This is a genomic window from Blattabacterium cuenoti (genome assembly GCF_014252435.1).
GTDB classification, from domain to species: Bacteria; Bacteroidota; Bacteroidia; order Flavobacteriales; family Blattabacteriaceae; genus Blattabacterium; species Blattabacterium cuenoti_X.
This window is the reverse complement of record NZ_CP059220.1, coordinates 281,649-298,910: the sequence shown is the minus strand read 5'-3', so window position 1 is coordinate 298,910 and position 17,262 is coordinate 281,649. Positions and strand designations below refer to the sequence as shown.

Here is a 17,262-nt window from a genome sequence, read left to right as displayed (position 1 = left end):
GTTTTCTATATGAAAAAAAAAACCTCTATAAAAGCTACTTTTTTTTCAAAGTACGTTCATAAACATCTATCTAATATTCAATATGTTTCAATTTTCAATCATTTCCAAAAAATGATTTTCTGTTAAAATTTTGATATGATGTTTATCTATACTTTTTTTTAGTTTGGATCCATAGTTATTTCCAACTATGATAAAATCAATTTGATTGTTTACATTGTTAAAAACTATACCTCCAAACGATTCAATGATAATTTTGGCTTTTTTACGAGTCATACAAGATAATTTACCTGTAAAAACAAAATATTTACCTTGAATAGGATGTATTTTATTTTTTGTCATGGAAAAATCAGAACAAAAATTCAATCCTAATTGAATAAGAACTTGAATTAATTTTTTATTTTCTTGAACAGAAAAGTAATGAATAATACTTTTTGAAATTTGATTTCCTATTCCTGGAATGGATATTAAATCATTATATTTTGCATTCATTAAAGAATGAATATCCAAAAAATTGATTGTTAATTTTTGAGATATATCTTCTCCAACATGACGAATTCCCAAAGCATATAATACATTATGATAAGGAGTCTTTTGTTTAGATATGTGGATATTATGAATCATGGTTTTTGCTAATTTTTCTTTGATTCCATTTATTTGGAGTAATTGTTCTATTTTTAATTGAAAAAAATCATGAAAATGAGATAACACACCATTGTTATATAATTTTTCAATCATTTTATAACCAATTTTTTTTATATTCATAGCATTATCACTGACAAAATGTTTCAATTTCATAATTATTTTAGAAGAACAATTTCCATGCATACAATAGAATAATTGTTTTTTTTTTATTAAATAACTATGACATGATGGACATTTTTTGATAAATGGGATAGGAAATGCATTGACGGATCTTTTTTGCTCATTTATTTTGGTGATTTTTGGTATTACATTACCCCTTTTTTCTAATAAAAAAGTATCTTCATAATGAATTTTATTTTTTTTTATGAAATTGATATTGTATAAGGAGACTCTTTTTACTGTTGTTCCACTCATTGGAGTAGGATCAACATTCGCTACAGGAGTAATAATACCGGTTCTTCCAATTTGGAAAGTTAATCCTATTAATTTAGTTTCTGAATATGGTTGTTTGAATTTATAGGCTATTGCCCATCTTGGATATTTTTTGGTATATCCTAAAATCGATTGTTTTTCATATTCATTGATTTTAATGACTATTCCATCTATTTGATAAGAAAGTTTATTTTGGTAATGGGACCAAAAGTCTATCAATCGAAAAACTTCTTTGATGTTTTTGCAAATACGTGTATGATATGGAATATTAAAACCCCAATATTTCATGATTTGTAAAGAATCGTATTGATTGATATGAAATTCTGTGCTTACTGCATGAAATGCTATACAACATAATATTTTTTTTTGGTATGATTTGTTTTGAACATTAAGTAACATTCCACTAGCTGTATTTCTTGGATTAGAATATAGTTTGAATCCATGTTTTAGGCGTTGTTGATTCATTTTTTCAAAATGATGAATAGGTATGAATATTTCTCCTCGTATTTCGATATATGAAGGATAATGATTCCCTATCAATCTTAGGGGAATCGAATTGATGATTGGGATGTTTCTTATCACATTTTCTCCTTTTTCTCCATTTCCACGAGTTATGGCTTGTATAAGAATGCCATTTTTATAAATCAGATTGATAGCTACTCCATCATACTTTGGTTCACATATAAAGGAAAAATTGTTAATCGATTTTTCTATTTTATTATTCCATTTTTTTAATTCTTCTTTAGAATAAGAATTATTAATAGAATACATTTTATATTTATAATTGATAGCCTTGGATTTTTTCTGTTCTATTTCCGATCCTATTTTTAAAGTAGGAGAAGATGAATCAAAACATTCAGGGTATTTTTTCTCTAAATCATATAGTTTTTTCAATTTTTTATCAAAATCAAAATCAGATATGTCCGAATAACTAAAATTGTAATATTTTTTATTGAGTATTGATAATTCTTTTCTTAATCTATATATTTTTTCTTTTATTTTTTTATTAGTCATTTTATTATTTTTTTATTGTATCCATCATATTTAGCACGAATCATTCTATCAAAACATTGAAAATATTTTTTAATTTTTATATGAACAAATCCATTTCTTTTTTAGAATAAGAATCATATCCGTGTAAATCAATGGACGAATTGCGAAATCAACATAAACTACATTAGTAAATTTTTTTTTCATCCAGAAATAAATTTTTTGATAGAATATTAAAGGATCTTCATACGGAACAAATCATTCCTTATCAGGTTCATATTGTATAATATGATAACTGAGTAATTTTTGTTTCGAATATTTAGGATTTCTTACGATAATAGTTGGTCTATGAATTATTTTTTCATATATCGTTTTCCAAAATGTCAACTTTGGTAAAGTCAATTTTTACATTATGTTTGGATGTATGATTTATGAATACAGATATCATTTATGGTTCATCATCAATCGTATCAATATTTTATATATCATTTAATATACAAAATACGAGTTCTTGTGTTTCATCCTTTATAATCAATACTTTTTCATTAACAAAAAATATTTTATTCCAAAAATAAGAATAACCTATTATATATTGAATAGGCCTATGATTTTTTCAATTTTCATAATTTGTTTCATTCACTTTCTGTAATAAAAAACGAATGTTTGATATAAAAAGGAATTTCATCAATATATTGGTATCATTACATTGTAAAATAAGGAATTAAAAAGAATCGAATATCCAGCTTTTGATATGATTGATATAAAATGGAACAATTCTTTTGAAATCATAAATAAATTGGATCAATATATTTCATTGTATTTTTTTTTTTTATAAAAAAGTACTTACTTTTAATCAAACCATATTCATATGAATCAATATCATGTTAAATGATGATACTATTACAGCATTAGCTACTCCTTTTGGTTATGGATCGATTTCTGTCATTCGTATTTCAGGAAATCAATCCATATCTATTGTTAGTAAAATTTTTTTTTCTATACAAAAAAATAAAAAACTAGAAGATCAACCTACACATACTATTCATTTAGGATATATTCAAGATAATAATAACAATAAAAAATATTCTTTTTTAGATAAAGTATTAGTTTCTGTTTTTAGGAATCCTTTATCTTATACAGGAGAAAATATGGTGGAAATTTCCTGTCATGGATCTTATTATATACAACAAAATATTTTGCAACTTTTAATTCGAAATGGCGTGCGTTTAGCTCGTGCTGGTGAATTTACATTTCGTGCTTTCTTAAATAAGAAAATAGATTTATCACAGGCTGAAGCAATATCCGATCTGATTTCATCTGATAATAAAGTTTATCACGATATTTCTTTACAGCATGTTAAAGGTTCATTATCTAATATGATTAAAAAATTAAGACAAGATTTATTAGATTTTTCATCTATGTTAGAATTAGATTTGGATTTTCACGAAGAAAAAGTATCGATTTCTGATAGAATGGAACTATGTAATTTTTTACAAAAATTGATCAAAATAATCAAAAATTTAGTTGAATCATTTTCATTAGGAAATGCGATAAAAACAGGTATCATTGTAGCAATTATCGGGGAAACAAATGTAGGTAAATCTACATTATTTAATCAAATTATTCAAGAAGATCGTTCTATTATATCCCCTATAGGAGGAACGACTAGAGATATTATAGAAGAGTCTATGATTTTAAAAGGAATTCCAATTCGATTTTTAGATACTGCAGGAATGAGGAAAAATGTACATGATCCAATAGAATATATGGGTATTAAAAATACGATGAAAAAAATTGAAAATTCTCAATTAATATTATATGTTTTTGATTCTTCATTCAATGAAAAAAAACAAAAAGAAATGATTCATATAATTCAAAATATTTATAAAAAAAATTCGCAAAAAATAATTTTTGCCATAGCAAATAAATCTGATATTTGTCATTTTCATGATTATATCGATATCAAGTCCAAAGTAGATGGATTGTTTCATATTTCTGCAAAAAACGGAGAAGGAATTGAAGAAATGCTAAACTATTTAAGCTGTGTTTTTATGAAAAAATTAAAAAAAAGAAAATATATTGTTTTACAAAGTAGACACTATGAATCATTTAAGAATTCATTGAATGAAATCCAATTCGCTTATGATTCTTTAAAACGAGGTATATCAGAGGAATTGATTCTCATTCATATTAAATGTGCATCAAATCATTTGGGTGAAATCATAGGAGAGATAACAAGTGAAGACATATTGAACAATATTTTTTCTAAATTTTGTATTGGAAAATAAATTTTGTATGTTACCAAACATGTTCACTCCTGTGAGAGTACGCTTTGCTCCTAGTCCTACAGGTCCCATTCACTTAGGTGGAATCAGGACTGCTTTATACAATTATTTATTTGCTAAAAAAAATGGAGGAAGATTTATTCTCAGGATGGAAGATACAGATCAAAAAAGATATATACGCAATGCAGAATCTCATATATTAGAATCATTAAAATGGTGTGGAATCGTTCCAGATGAAGGAATTGGTTTTGGTGGACCTTTTTCTCCTTATTATCAATCCAAACGCGGATATATTTATCGTTTTTATTTGAATCAATTATTACAAAATGGATACGCTTATTATGCTTTTGATTTAGATCAAGATCTTGATCAGAAAAGAACAGATTTTCAAAAACATGGGATTTTTTTTTCTTATAATTACAAAACTCGTATGAATTTTAATAATTCATTAACCATGACAAAAAAAAAATTAGCCATTAAACTGAAAGATCAAAATCCATATGTCGTGAGATTTAAAATGAATCCAGGAGAACAATTGAAAATCCATGATATTATTCGTGGAAATATAGAGATGAATACGAATTATTTAGATGATAAAATTCTTTTAAAATCTAATGGTACCGCTACATATCATTTAGCTAATACAATAGATGACCATTTAATGAAAATAACTCATGTTATTCGAGGAGAAGAATGGATATCTTCTATGTTTTTTCATATATTATTGTATCGTTCTTTTGGATGGAATCCACCTTATTTTGCTCATTTACCTTTAATATTAAAAAAAAATGGAAAAGGAAAAATGAGCAAAAGAAATTATGAAGAAACGATAGACCCCATATTTCCTATCAAATGGATGGATCCAAATACTAAAAAGATGATTCCTGGATATAGAGAATTAGGATATCTTCCAGAATCATTCATCAATATGTTGGCTTTGTTAGGATGGAATCCTGGAGGAAATCAAGAAATATTCTCTTTAAAAGAATTAGAACAATCTTTTTCTCTTGAAAAGATTCAAAAATCTGGTGTTCTTTTTAATATGAAAAAGATGGTTTGGTTTAATAGAAGGTATTTAAATCGGAATAAGGAAAAAGTGTTTACTTTTTTATGTAAAGAGCTAAAAAAACGTTCTATTTTTCATCGGTATAAAAAAAATTATTTGTATCGGGTGATCGATCTCACTATCGATCGAATTCATTTCATTCATGAAATATGGGATCATTCTTTTTATTTTTTCATAGATCCATATTATTATGATCAACAATATTTGTTGTATAACCATGAAAAATACCAATATTTTCTACATCAATTAGAAAAATTACATAACTTGTTATTCAGTGTGACTCCATTTACATTGGATAATTTAAAAATAGTTTTTCAAGATAAAGTCGATAAAAATATGTGGAAAATTTATATGAAATTAATGAGATTATCTCTAGTAGGTGTTTTCAAAGGCGTGGATATTATGATTATTTTAGAAATGATTGGAAAAAAACAAAGTATGAATCGTATCAAAAAATTGATTAACGAAATTAATACAAAAACAATTTGAAGATTTTTTTGTAATTTATAAAAAACATACAAAAAAAATTTCGATGTTGAAACATTATGAAAACATTATGGTCATAACTCCTATATTATCGGATGATCAGGCAAAAAAAACAGTAAAAGAATATGAAAATTATATAATAAACCAAAAAGGAACAATCATTTGTCAAGAATACTGGGGATTAAAAAAATTTGCGTATCCAATACAAAAAAAAAAAAGTGGATGTTATCATTTATTTGAATTTTTATTCAATTCTCATTTAATTTCTGAATTAGAATTGAAATTAAAACAAGATGAACGTATTTTACGGTTTTTAACCGTTAAACTCAACCAATATGGAATAGAATATTCCGTTAATCGAAGGAATAAACTTTTTAAAAATAAAGAAAAATGATGAATTTACTTTCAGAAGAATCTAATCAAAAACATAATTCCAAGAAATTAAAAGGAGATCATGATTTAAGATATTTATCTCCTATTAAGATTGAAACGAAAGTCAAAAAAAAATATTGTTATTTTGAAAAGAGAAATATAAAATATATAGATTATAAAGATTCTGTATTTTTAACAAAATTTCTGAATGCACAAGGTAAAATCCTACCAAGACGGATTACAGGTACTTTACAAAAAAATCAACATAAATTGAATGCGGCAATTAAGAGATGTAGACAAATAGGTCTTCTTCCTTTTGTGACAGATGATTTAAGATAAATGTATCTATTATGAAAATTATTTTAAAAAAAGACGTAGACAATTTAGGATTTCAATATGATGAATTAGATGTAAAATCTGGTTATGCTAGAAATTATTTAATTCCAAAAGGATTTGCGGTAATATCTTCCCCTGGAGTAAAAAAAAATATTTCGGAAATGTTTAAACAACGTTCTAAAAATGAACGTTTTTTAATGGATAAATTACAAAAGATAAAGGAAAAATTAAAAAAATTAGTGATCGAAATCCCGGTGAAAGTGAATAAAAGAGGAAAAATTTTTGGTTCTATTAATAATCATGATATCATGATTATTTTAAATAAAAATGGCATATCTATAGATAAAAAATGTATCAGAATTCCAGGAAATAAATCTATAAAAACAATAGGAAAACATCATGCTCATATACATTTGCACAAAAAAATAGAATTTTTACTAAATTTCGAAGTATTAGCTATTTCTTAATATATCATATATTAAAAATAAATTCAATACTAGGATCCTCATAGTAATGATCCATGATAATGTATTTAAAATCAATTCGTTGATAAACATTCCCATTTTTTCCGGATATCATGTAAAATGAACTAATGGAATGATAGCAAAACTAATTTGTATCAATAACATAATTTGACTTATAATTAATAGTTATGTCGTTCCTTTTTATCCATCAAAAAAAATATGCCATAATAGCAAGTACGATTACCTTTAATCTTGTAATGATTCTTCTTATCCAAGGTTGTAATCGAATATTTCAAAATTCTTCCATTACAATTTTTCCAGATAAAGTTCCAGTAAGCGTCGAATTTTTTCCTGATGCAAGAAGAGCAATAGCAAACAATATATCAGCAAAACTATCACCTTAAATTAGATGGAGTCATTTGTGTGCATCCATAATATCTGCTACATCCGTGTATCCGTATTTATGAAAAGTAGATGCAAATTTCATCAATATAGATGAATGAATCCAAAAAGCTAAATATCAATAGAATGGCCTGTCTATAGTAGCGTATGTAATAGCCATTTTTTTTCCATCATTGGTACGTGAATAATTTCTAGTTTGTATAATACTTGAATGTATATAAAGATGATGTGGCATGACTGGATAAGATAATATTCCTATATATATAAAATGTACGTAAGTTCTTGATAATATAAATATGGGGTATGACTACTTGTAATATAGAAGTAATTTTTGGTTTGTAACTACAAATTTTCAAACTGAAACAAATGAAAATGGGAAGAATGAATATAGCAACGATACATTCAATATATCTAAATCCTTTGTACTGAAAAAACAAGAATAATAAAAACATCGATAGTCGGAAGAAAAACCCCCATGTCATAGGTAGACCAAAAAGGAATTTAAATGCAAGAACAGATCCCATAATTTCTGATAAATCACAATCTGAAATAGAAATTTTACAAAGAATACATTATATAACATTAATAAAATGAGCATAGTGATCTCTACAAACTTCTGCTAAATCTCGTTCACAAACAATTCCTAATTTTAGGTATAAATATTGTAAAATAATAGCAAACAAATTAGATATCAACATAACGGATCAAATTATATAACCGAATTTATACCATTCCAGTTATATCGGAAGTCCAATTAACAGGATCCATATATCCTACATCGACCATGAAACCTGGTCCAGTAAACGAAAGAATCTTTTTCCCAATACTTTGTTGTTTAGGAACGGATATAGAAGAACAAACTGATGAAAGGGATGGATATGTTTTTTTTCCATTCTGTAGAAGATTTTTTTTGGGTATATATGATCAAAATAAAAAATATAAAGTTAACCGTTTTAATACTTTTTATTTTGTAAATTTGTATATACATTGATCTGTGACAATACAATGATAGAAATCCGAATGGAAAAAAAATTGTATTGATTGGAATAATTTTTATATTTCTTTGATTGATGATACTACTTTGTAGTACCTAAGTAAATTCAATCTTTCTTAATTTTCATGAAAAGAATAGCAATACAAGGTGTAAAGGGGTGTTTTCATCATGCAGCAGTTTTAACATATTTTAAAGGATGCAACTATCAATTATTGGAATGTAATTCTTTTAAAGAATTAGCCCATTCGGTTGCTCATTCTGATGTAGATACTGGAGTAATGGCTATAGAAAATACTATAGCGGGAACGATATTGACAAATTATAGACTCATTTCGGAGTATAAATTAAAAATCATAGGAGAAATATATATGCCAATACAACATCATTTAATGGCTTATCCTGGACAAAAATTAACAAATATCAAAGAAATTTATTCTCATCCTATGGCTATTTTACAATGTGAATCGTTTATCTATGGGCATCCTGAAATAAAAGTATCCGAATATTCAGATACAGCATCAGCTGCTAAGTATATATCTCAATACAAAAAAAAAGGAATTGCAGCAATTGCTTCTGAACATGCAGCTACAGAATATGGATTAGAGATCCTATTTCATAGGATACAAACTATTTCAAGTAATTTTACAAGGTTTTTTGTGATTAAAAATGGCTCGTATATGGATGATGGATGTTCTTATTCTTTTGATAAAGCTTCTTTGAAATTCAAAATATCACATACTATTGGTAGTTTATCGAAAATATTAGGTTTTATATCTCATTTGGGTATGAATATGACAAAAATTCAATCCATTCCTATTTTAAAAAAACCTTGGGAATATTCATTTTATGTGGACATCATATTTAATCATGTAAAAGATTATTATAAAATGAAAAAGAAAATACAAAATATTTCATGTATTTATAAATTATCAATTATGGGAGAATATAAAAATGGAATAATAAGAAAATCATGATTGTACCATCAAAAAAAATATCTTATATATCGGAATATTTTTTTTCGAAGAAAATGAAAGAAATTGTTTTTCTTGAAAAAAATGGTGCAAAAATCATTAATTTAGGAATAGGGAATCCAGATCTTCTTCCACCATATGGTGTCATATCTAAAATGAAAAAAGCATCGGAATATGATCATGCAAATACTTATCAAAGTTATATTGGAATAGAAGAGTTTCGTCATGCTATTTCTGATTGGTATCTTAAAATATATAAAGTTCAAGTAGATCCTGAATATGAAATATTACCTTTAATGGGATCTAAAGAAGGAATTATGCATATCAGCATGTCTTATCTAGACAAAAATGATCAGGTATTAATTCCCAACCCCGGTTATCCGACTTATTATTCTGTTTCCAAATTGTTGGAAGCGAAAATTGTTTATTACGATCTTCATGAAAAAGAAAATTGGTTTCCGAATATACAATTATTAGAATCTTCCTTAGATTTGTCTCAGGTAAAAATTATGTGGGTCAATTATCCTCATATGCCTACAGGTGCTACGGTTACATTGGAAAATTTAAAAAAACTCGTTTCTTTTGCGATAAAACATCGTATTTTACTTGTTTATGATAATCCTTATAGTTTTATACTGAATGATGATAGTTATTTAAGTATTTTTAATATAAAAAAATCAAAAATCATAGCTTTAGAATTGAATTCTTTAAGTAAGAGTTATAATATGCCTGGATGGAGAATTGGAATGGTAATAGGAAAGCGAGAATTTATTCAAAATATATTAAAAGTGAAAAGTCAAATGGATTCTGGAATGTATTATCCAATACAAATAGGAGCTATCGAAGCATTGAAACATGATATTCAATGGTTTCGAAAAATTAATGAGGAATATATGAAACGAAAAAAAGTGGTATGGGAAATATGTGATGCTTTTGATTTAAAATATTCTAAAAACAGTGCTGGTATTTTTGTATGGGCAAAATTAAATGGATTGGAACAAGATGATATCATATGGTCGGAAAATATTTTCCATAAATATCATATATTTATTACTCCTGGAAGAATATTTGGTACTAATGGAATGGGTTATGTTAGATTTTCCATATGTTGTCCTATAGAAATTTTGAAGGAAGCAAAAAATCGACTTTGTTTATGAATATTGGTATAATAGGATTAGGTTTAATTGGTGGGTCCATCGGTTTGGGGTTAAGACATTCCAATTTTGGAGATAGATTCATAGGTACAGATACTAATGATCACAATGCGAACTACGCACTGAGACTTGGTATTGTAGACGAGATCATTCCTTTAAATGATCTTGTCATGCAATCATCTATCATTATTTTATCTATTCCAGTAGATGGAATTGAAAAAATATTACCTAATATTTTGAATAATATTAAAGAAGATGCCGTGATTTTTGATACAGGATCTACTAAATATGATATCTGTCATAAAGTATCATCTCATCCAAAAAGAAGTAGATTTGTAGCCACTCACCCAATTGCAGGAGTAGAAGATTCCGGTCCCATTTCAGCACGTCATGACCTTTTTTATAGAAAAAATTGTATTATTTGTGACTCTGGACTTAGTGATCCAGAAGCCATGTCTGTTGTGATGAAAATTTATTCTATGATGGAAATGCATTTAATTTATATCACTTCTAAGGAACACGATTTCTATATTTCCTATATATCGCATTTACCTCATGTAATATCTTTTTCTTTATCTAATACCATACTAAAAATATTTCATAATCAAAAAGACGTTATTCATCATATAATGGGTAGCGGATTCAAATCTACTACACGTTTGTCAAAAAGCAACCCTGAAACATGGTTACCTATTTTTCTTTCTAATAAAAAAAATTTAATTCATGCTATAGATACTAATATTTATTATTTAGAATTATTTCGTAATTATTTATTGAATAATCAATTTCATAAAATTCATCAGTATCTTAAAAAAGGAAATGATATAAAAAATGTGTATAATTAATTTAATCAACGTGTCATGATGAACAAAGACATCCTTAATAATAATATAGATCGATCATGGATCGAAAAATGGAATAAACCTGTAGTGATATCTGGTCCTTGTAGTGCAGAAAGTGAAAAACAAGTTTTAGAAACGGCTGCTCAATTAAATCAACATCCTAATCTTGTTCATATATTTCGTGCAGGAATATGGAAACCAAGAACTAAACCAAATAATTTTGAAGGAATTGGAGAAAAAGGTCTAGAATGGTTAAATAAGGTCAAAAAAAATACTGGAATGTTAGTTGCAACAGAAGTTGCTAATAAAGAACATGTTAAGCTATGTTTATCTTTTAATATAGATATCCTTTGGATAGGAGCTAGAAGTACGGCAAGTCCATTCACTGTTCAAGAAATTGCAAACGCTTTAGAAGGAAATGAAAATACAATTGTTTTAGTGAAAAATCCAATACATCCGGATATTGAGTTATGGATAGGGGCTTTAGAACGTTTATTGAGCAAAGGTATTAAAAATTTAGGAGTCATACATCGTGGTTTTTATACTTATAAAAGTTCAACATATAGGAATCAACCAAATTGGATGGGATTATTAAAATTCAAAAAACTATTTCCAAGAGTTCCTGTTATATGTGATCCATCACATATTTGTGGAAATAGAAAAGGTATTTTAGATGTGGCAAAACAAGCATTGTCTTTTCATTGTGAAGGATTAATGATTGAAAGTCATTGCAATCCTGATCTTGCTTGGAGTGATGGAACACAACAAATCACTCCAAAGGTTTTGTTGAATATGATTAATCAATTGATGAAAGAAAAAAACATATTTTCTACACATCAGGAAAAATTAAATATTTGCAGAATTTTAATCGAGGAATTGGACGAAAATATCATTATCCTTTTGTATAACAGAATGAATATTTCTCGAAAATTAGGTCCATTGAAAATGGATTCCGATATAGCAACTGTTCAACCCGAAAGATGGAATTTTATCATGGATAAATATCTATCTTTAGGTAAGAAATTGAATATATCAGAAGAACTTTTAGAAAAAATATTTCAATTATTACATAAAGAGTCGATTAAAATTCAAAATGAGGTCAGAAAATAAATCAATAATCATTTTGATATAATGTCTTACTTATTTACCAGTGAATCTGTTTCCGAAGGACATCCCGATAAAATATCCGATCAAATATCAGATGCTATATTGGATCATTTTTTGGCAAACGATTCATCATCCAGAACGGCAATCGAAACTTTAGTTACAACTGGGCAAATCATAATAGCTGGAGAAGTACATTCTAAAACATTTGTAAATATTCAAAAAATAGCTAGAAATATTTTACGAAAAATAGGATATACAAGAAATGAATACAAATTTCATGCAGATTCTTGTGGAATATTATCATCTATTCAAGAACAATCTCCTGATTTAGTAAAGGGATTTCAGAATTTGAGAAAAGAAGACATAAAATCTGTAGATCAATGTATTGTTTTTGGTTATGCTATTAAAGAAACAAATAATTATATTCCTTTATCGTTAGAAATATGCCATCATTTATTGAAAGAACTATCATTCATTAGAAAAGAAGGAATAGCAATGACTTACTTACGTCCAGATGCTAAATCTCAAATTACTATAGAATATTCTCCATATAATATTCCAATTAGGATTCATACGGTAGGACTTTCGATTCAACATGACGAATTTGATACCCAAGAAAAAATGAACAAGAAAATGATTTTTGATGTAAAAAATATTTTAATACCTAGAGTAATACAAAATTTTTTATCCAAAAATATCAAAAATCTATTTACACATCGAACTAAATATAGAGTGAATTCGACTGGTAGATTTATAATAGGAGGTCCTCATGGAGACACCGGACTAACTGGAAGAAAGATTATTGTGGATACTTATGGAGGAAAAGGTTCTCATGGAGGTGGATCATTTTCTGGAAAAGATCCATCTAAAATGGATAGATCCGGTGCTTATGCAGCTAGACATATAGCAAAAAATATTGTAGCTGCAGGAGTTTCGGATGAATTGTTGGTACAAATATCTTATGCAGCAGGTTATTCCAATCCCATCAATGTTTTTGTCAATACTTATGGTACGTCATCAATGAGCAATGAATTCATTACATCGAATATAAAAAAAATATTTGACTTACGGCCATACGATATAGAACAAAGATTAAAATTGCGTCACCCCATGTATGAAGAAACTTCGGTTTATGGACATATGGGCAGAATTCCCAAAAAAGTTTCCAAATTTTTTTGGGATGATAAAGGAAATCAAATAAGAAAAGATGTAGAACTTTTTACATGGGAAAAATTAGATTATATACCAATAATACAAGATATTTTTAAATTAAAAAATTAGTTTTTTTTATGTCTTACAATTTATTGATTGGAAAAAAAGGAATTATATTTGGAGCATTAGATGAAGATTCAATTGCTTGGAAAGTAGCAGAACGTGCACATGAAGAAAAAGCAATATTAGTATTAACTAATACTCCAGCTTCTTTAAGAATTGGAAATATTCATAAATTGTCTGAAAAAACGAATTCTATGATGATACCTGCAGATGCAACGTCGATTTCGGATCTTCATATGTTGTTTGATAAGGCGTTGATTCATTTTGGAGGTAAGATTGATTTTTTGTTACATTCTATTGCAATGTCCATTAACCTAAGAAAGGGTTTCACATATCCTTGTATCAATTATGAATTTTTAAAAAAAGGATGGGATATTTCTGCTGTTTCCTTTCATAAAATTATGAAAGTTGCATGGGAAAAACAAGCCATGAAAAAATGGGGATCGATTGTCGCATTGACTTATATTGCTTCTCAACGATGTTTTCCTCATTACGGAGATATGTCGGATTATAAATGTTATTTAGAAAGTATCACACGAAATTTTGGTTACTATTGGGGAAAGGAGAAAAAAGTTAGGGTAAATACAATATCACAATCACCCTGTGTAACCCGATCTTCAAAATCGATTCAAGGATTACAACAATTTATGATGATGTCTGAAAAAATATCTCCATTAGGAAACGCTACATCACAAGATTGTGCTAATTATATTATTACACTTTTTTCGGATTTAACGAGAAAAGTCACAATGCAAAACCTATATCATGATGGTGGATTTTCTAGTACTGGATTGAGTGAAATGATCAAATGATCGATTCTATCAAATCGTGATAATACGGAATAAAATTATTGTTATCTTAAAGGAAACATGAAAAAAATTATAGCTCCATCTTTAATTTCAGCTGATTTAGCATTTTTATATCGTGATATAGAAATGTTAAATAACAGTGAAGCAGATTGGTTCCATATTGATATTATGGATACATCTTTTGTTTCGAATATATCTTTCGGATCTTTATTTACAAAATATGTAAAAAAATACACTAATAAACCAATAGATGTTCATTTAATGATTCTTCGTCCAGAATGTTTCATACAAGAATTCAAAAATAGTGGAGCGAATCATTTGCATATTCATTACGAAACTTGTATTCATTTACATAAAACAATTTCTTATATTAAAGAATATGGAATGAAAGTGGGTATAGCTGTGAATCCACATACTCCAATATTTCTTTTACAAGACGTGATCAATGATGTTGATTTTGTTCTATTGATGAGTGTCAATCCTGGTTCATGTGGACAAAAGTTCATCGAACAAACATATCAGAAATTAAAAGAAACTAAAGATTTAATATTAAAAAAAGATTCTTCTGCTCTTATAGAAATTGATGGAGGAGTGAATGTAGAAAATTCTTCTTTATTGTTCGATAATGGAGCAGATATCTTAGTATCAGGATCTACAATTTTTTCCAATTCTCATCCAAAAAAAATTATTCGTCAAATGAAATTTGGAGGATTATAATAATCAAGAAAAAAAAGAAAAATCATGATTTCGAAAAAAATGAAAGAGAAAATACTTTCTTCTTCTTGTATAGAAGATGTGATTGGAGATTTTGTACAATTAAGAAGAAGTGGATTAAATTATAGAGGGTTAAGCCCCTTTTCAAGGGAAAAAAATCCTTCTTTTATCGTTTCTCCTATAAAAAAAATATGGAAAGATTTTAGTTCTGGAAAAGGTGGAAACATTATTACTTTTCTTATGGAACATGAACATTTTTCTTATGAAGAATCATTATCCTATTTAGCTAAGAAATATCATATTGAACTTTATAATGAAGAATTTCATGAAAAAAATGAGAATGATAAGAATTATGATAAACTATATACTATACAAAAGTATGCAAAATATGTATTTATCAAGCAATTATATTCAACAAAAGAGGGGAAAGATATTGGATTGGATTATTTAATTCAAAAAAGAGGGTTTAAATCGGAAATTATTCAAGAATTTCAATTGGGATATGCTCTCAATTATTGGAGAACATTTACTGAAGAAGCTTTGAAAAAAGGGTTTATTCTATCGGATCTCATCAAATCTGGTTTGACTGTTCCGAGAAAAAATAACAATCATTTTGATCGTTTTCGCAAACGAATCATGTTCCCAATACACGATTGGTCCGGAAAAATTATTGGTTTTGGTGGAAGAAATATTGATGATGGATCTTGTCATATAAAATATATGAATTCATCGGAAAGCGATATTTTCCAAAAAGGAAAAACATTATATGGTTTATTTCAATCTAAAAAATATATTTTAAAAGAAAACTTGTGTTATTTAGTGGAAGGGTATACTGATGTTATTTCTTTACACCAATCAGGAATCAAAAATGTAGTTTCTTCTTCTGGAGTTTCACTCACTATCTATCAAATATCATTGATTAAGAAATTCACAAAAAATATCATCATTTTTTATGATGGAGATTATTCCGGAATCAAAGCTTCTTTGAGATCTATTAATATGATATTAGAACAAGGAATGAATTTGCGTTTACTATCGGTCCCTAAAGGATATGATCCTGATTTGATATCGAAACAATATTCTCATATGGAATTAAAACATTTTTTGGATCGACATAGTTATAATTTTATTTCTTTTAAAAAAAAAATATTTAGTGAATTCTATAGTGATGATCCAGTGAAAAAATCATTTTTAGTTGATAGTATTTTGCATAGTATATCAAAAATATGGAATCTCATACAGAGAGAATTATTCTTGCAAGAGGCTTCTAGAATACTAAACATACGTCAAGATATTTTAATTTTTGAATTGGAAAGAATCAATAAAAAACAATCAACTAATCGAAAAAAAAGTATTCATAGTTTGATTATTCAAAATAGTGATAATGAAAAATATAATTTTCAAATCAAATTAAACAATCATGAAAAAGATGTCGTAATTTTCCTAGAAAAAAAATTAATAGAATTAATTTTAAATCATGGGAATAAAACAATCAAAATAGATGGAAAACTGATGACCGTTTTTGAACGATTACTTCATTTTTTCAAATATTGGAAAATATCTTTTATTTCGAAAGAAAACCAAAATATTTTTTTGAAAAAAAGTGTTCCTTTTACAGGACAAAACCAAAACAAAAAATGGAATCTATTATCAAAATGGAAAAAAAAAGGAATTCAAATTCCTTCGGAAGAAGATCATCTGCATCAATATGTAGATGACATTTTATTAAAATATAAATCTTTATATATTTTAAAATTAATTCAAAAAGAAATTGATAATATCAAACATATCAACAATAGTAAATGTGTTATAAAAAAGATTATGTATTTAACAAATATGAAAAATAAAATTTTTAAAAAATTACATAGGTATGTATGATCATACAAATTTTTTTATAAATTCGCAATTATATATAAATAAA

The 17,262-nt window shown here is 26.9% G+C and carries 15 protein-coding genes and 1 pseudogene; 14 read left to right on the top strand and 2 right to left on the bottom strand.

Annotated elements, in window-relative coordinates:
* Positions 1-87: 87 nt before the first annotated feature.
* Positions 88-2,088 (bottom strand): NAD-dependent DNA ligase LigA, encoded by a 2,001-nt coding sequence (ligA, locus tag H0H35_RS01390; RefSeq protein ID WP_185882693.1) that lies wholly within the window; start codon positions 2,086-2,088, stop codon positions 88-90.
* A gap of 857 nt (positions 2,089-2,945) precedes the next feature.
* On the opposite strand from ligA, the gene mnmE reads away from it, so the two are divergent.
* From mnmE to H0H35_RS02920, 6 genes are all read left to right on the top strand, one after another.
* Positions 2,946-4,352 carry a tRNA uridine-5-carboxymethylaminomethyl(34) synthesis GTPase MnmE gene (gene mnmE / locus H0H35_RS01385; protein WP_185882692.1) on the top strand — a complete coding sequence of 469 codons (1,407 nt, stop codon included), beginning with the start codon at positions 2,946-2,948 and terminating at the stop codon, positions 4,350-4,352.
* Between the two features lie 7 nt (positions 4,353-4,359).
* Positions 4,360-5,904, top strand: coding sequence for a glutamate--tRNA ligase (gene gltX / locus H0H35_RS01380; RefSeq protein WP_238892375.1), 1,545 nt, complete (start codon positions 4,360-4,362; stop codon positions 5,902-5,904).
* Between the two features lie 43 nt (positions 5,905-5,947).
* Entirely contained in the window at positions 5,948-6,295 is a 348-nt protein-coding gene (gene rpsF, locus H0H35_RS01375; protein ID WP_185883159.1) for a 30S ribosomal protein S6, read from the top strand.
* Positions 6,292-6,612, top strand: a complete 321-nt coding sequence (gene rpsR, locus H0H35_RS01370; protein ID WP_238892374.1) for a 30S ribosomal protein S18 — start codon at positions 6,292-6,294, stop codon at positions 6,610-6,612. The genes rpsF and rpsR overlap by 4 nt, the downstream gene beginning before the upstream one ends.
* An 11-nt stretch (positions 6,613-6,623) precedes the next feature.
* Positions 6,624-7,076 (top strand): 50S ribosomal protein L9, encoded by a 453-nt coding sequence (gene rplI / locus H0H35_RS01365; RefSeq protein ID WP_185883158.1) that lies wholly within the window; start codon positions 6,624-6,626, stop codon positions 7,074-7,076.
* 254 nt (positions 7,077-7,330) lie between these two features.
* On the top strand, positions 7,331-7,477 hold the full coding sequence (locus H0H35_RS02920; RefSeq protein ID WP_456318681.1) for a hypothetical protein: 147 nt from the start codon (positions 7,331-7,333) through the stop codon (positions 7,475-7,477).
* A 189-nt stretch (positions 7,478-7,666) separates the two neighbouring features.
* On the opposite strand, the pseudogene H0H35_RS02905 reads toward H0H35_RS02920, so the two are convergent.
* A pseudogene (locus H0H35_RS02905) lies at positions 7,667-8,173 on the bottom strand (divalent metal cation transporter).
* A 421-nt stretch (positions 8,174-8,594) separates the two neighbouring features.
* Between H0H35_RS02905 and H0H35_RS01355 the strand changes: the two are divergent.
* From H0H35_RS01355 to dnaG, 8 genes are read left to right on the top strand one after another with little or no spacing between them, the layout of a single operon-like run.
* Positions 8,595-9,443: a prephenate dehydratase gene (locus H0H35_RS01355; RefSeq protein WP_185883157.1), complete on the top strand. Its 849-nt coding sequence runs from the start codon at positions 8,595-8,597 to the stop codon at positions 9,441-9,443.
* On the top strand, positions 9,440-10,597 hold the full coding sequence (locus tag H0H35_RS01350) for a pyridoxal phosphate-dependent aminotransferase (protein WP_185883156.1): 1,158 nt from the start codon (positions 9,440-9,442) through the stop codon (positions 10,595-10,597). Before H0H35_RS01355 ends, H0H35_RS01350 begins: the two co-directional genes overlap by 4 nt.
* Complete coding sequence (locus tag H0H35_RS01345) at positions 10,594-11,439, top strand: prephenate dehydrogenase (RefSeq protein ID WP_185883155.1); 846 nt, start codon at positions 10,594-10,596, stop codon at positions 11,437-11,439. The genes H0H35_RS01350 and H0H35_RS01345 overlap by 4 nt, the downstream gene beginning before the upstream one ends.
* Positions 11,440-11,457: 18 nt before the next feature.
* Complete coding sequence (locus tag H0H35_RS01340; protein WP_185883185.1) at positions 11,458-12,546, top strand: chorismate mutase; 1,089 nt, start codon at positions 11,458-11,460, stop codon at positions 12,544-12,546.
* 21 nt (positions 12,547-12,567) lie between these two features.
* Entirely contained in the window at positions 12,568-13,824 is a 1,257-nt protein-coding gene (metK, locus tag H0H35_RS01335) for a methionine adenosyltransferase (RefSeq protein WP_185883154.1), read from the top strand.
* An 8-nt stretch (positions 13,825-13,832) separates the two neighbouring features.
* Complete coding sequence (locus H0H35_RS01330) at positions 13,833-14,630, top strand: enoyl-ACP reductase FabI (RefSeq protein WP_185883153.1); 798 nt, start codon at positions 13,833-13,835, stop codon at positions 14,628-14,630.
* A 57-nt stretch (positions 14,631-14,687) separates the two neighbouring features.
* Positions 14,688-15,344, top strand: coding sequence for a ribulose-phosphate 3-epimerase (gene rpe / locus H0H35_RS01325; protein WP_185883152.1), 657 nt, complete (start codon positions 14,688-14,690; stop codon positions 15,342-15,344).
* 24 nt (positions 15,345-15,368) lie between these two features.
* Positions 15,369-17,219 (top strand): DNA primase, encoded by a 1,851-nt coding sequence (dnaG, locus tag H0H35_RS01320; protein WP_185883151.1) that lies wholly within the window; start codon positions 15,369-15,371, stop codon positions 17,217-17,219.
* Positions 17,220-17,262: the final 43 nt, after the last annotated feature.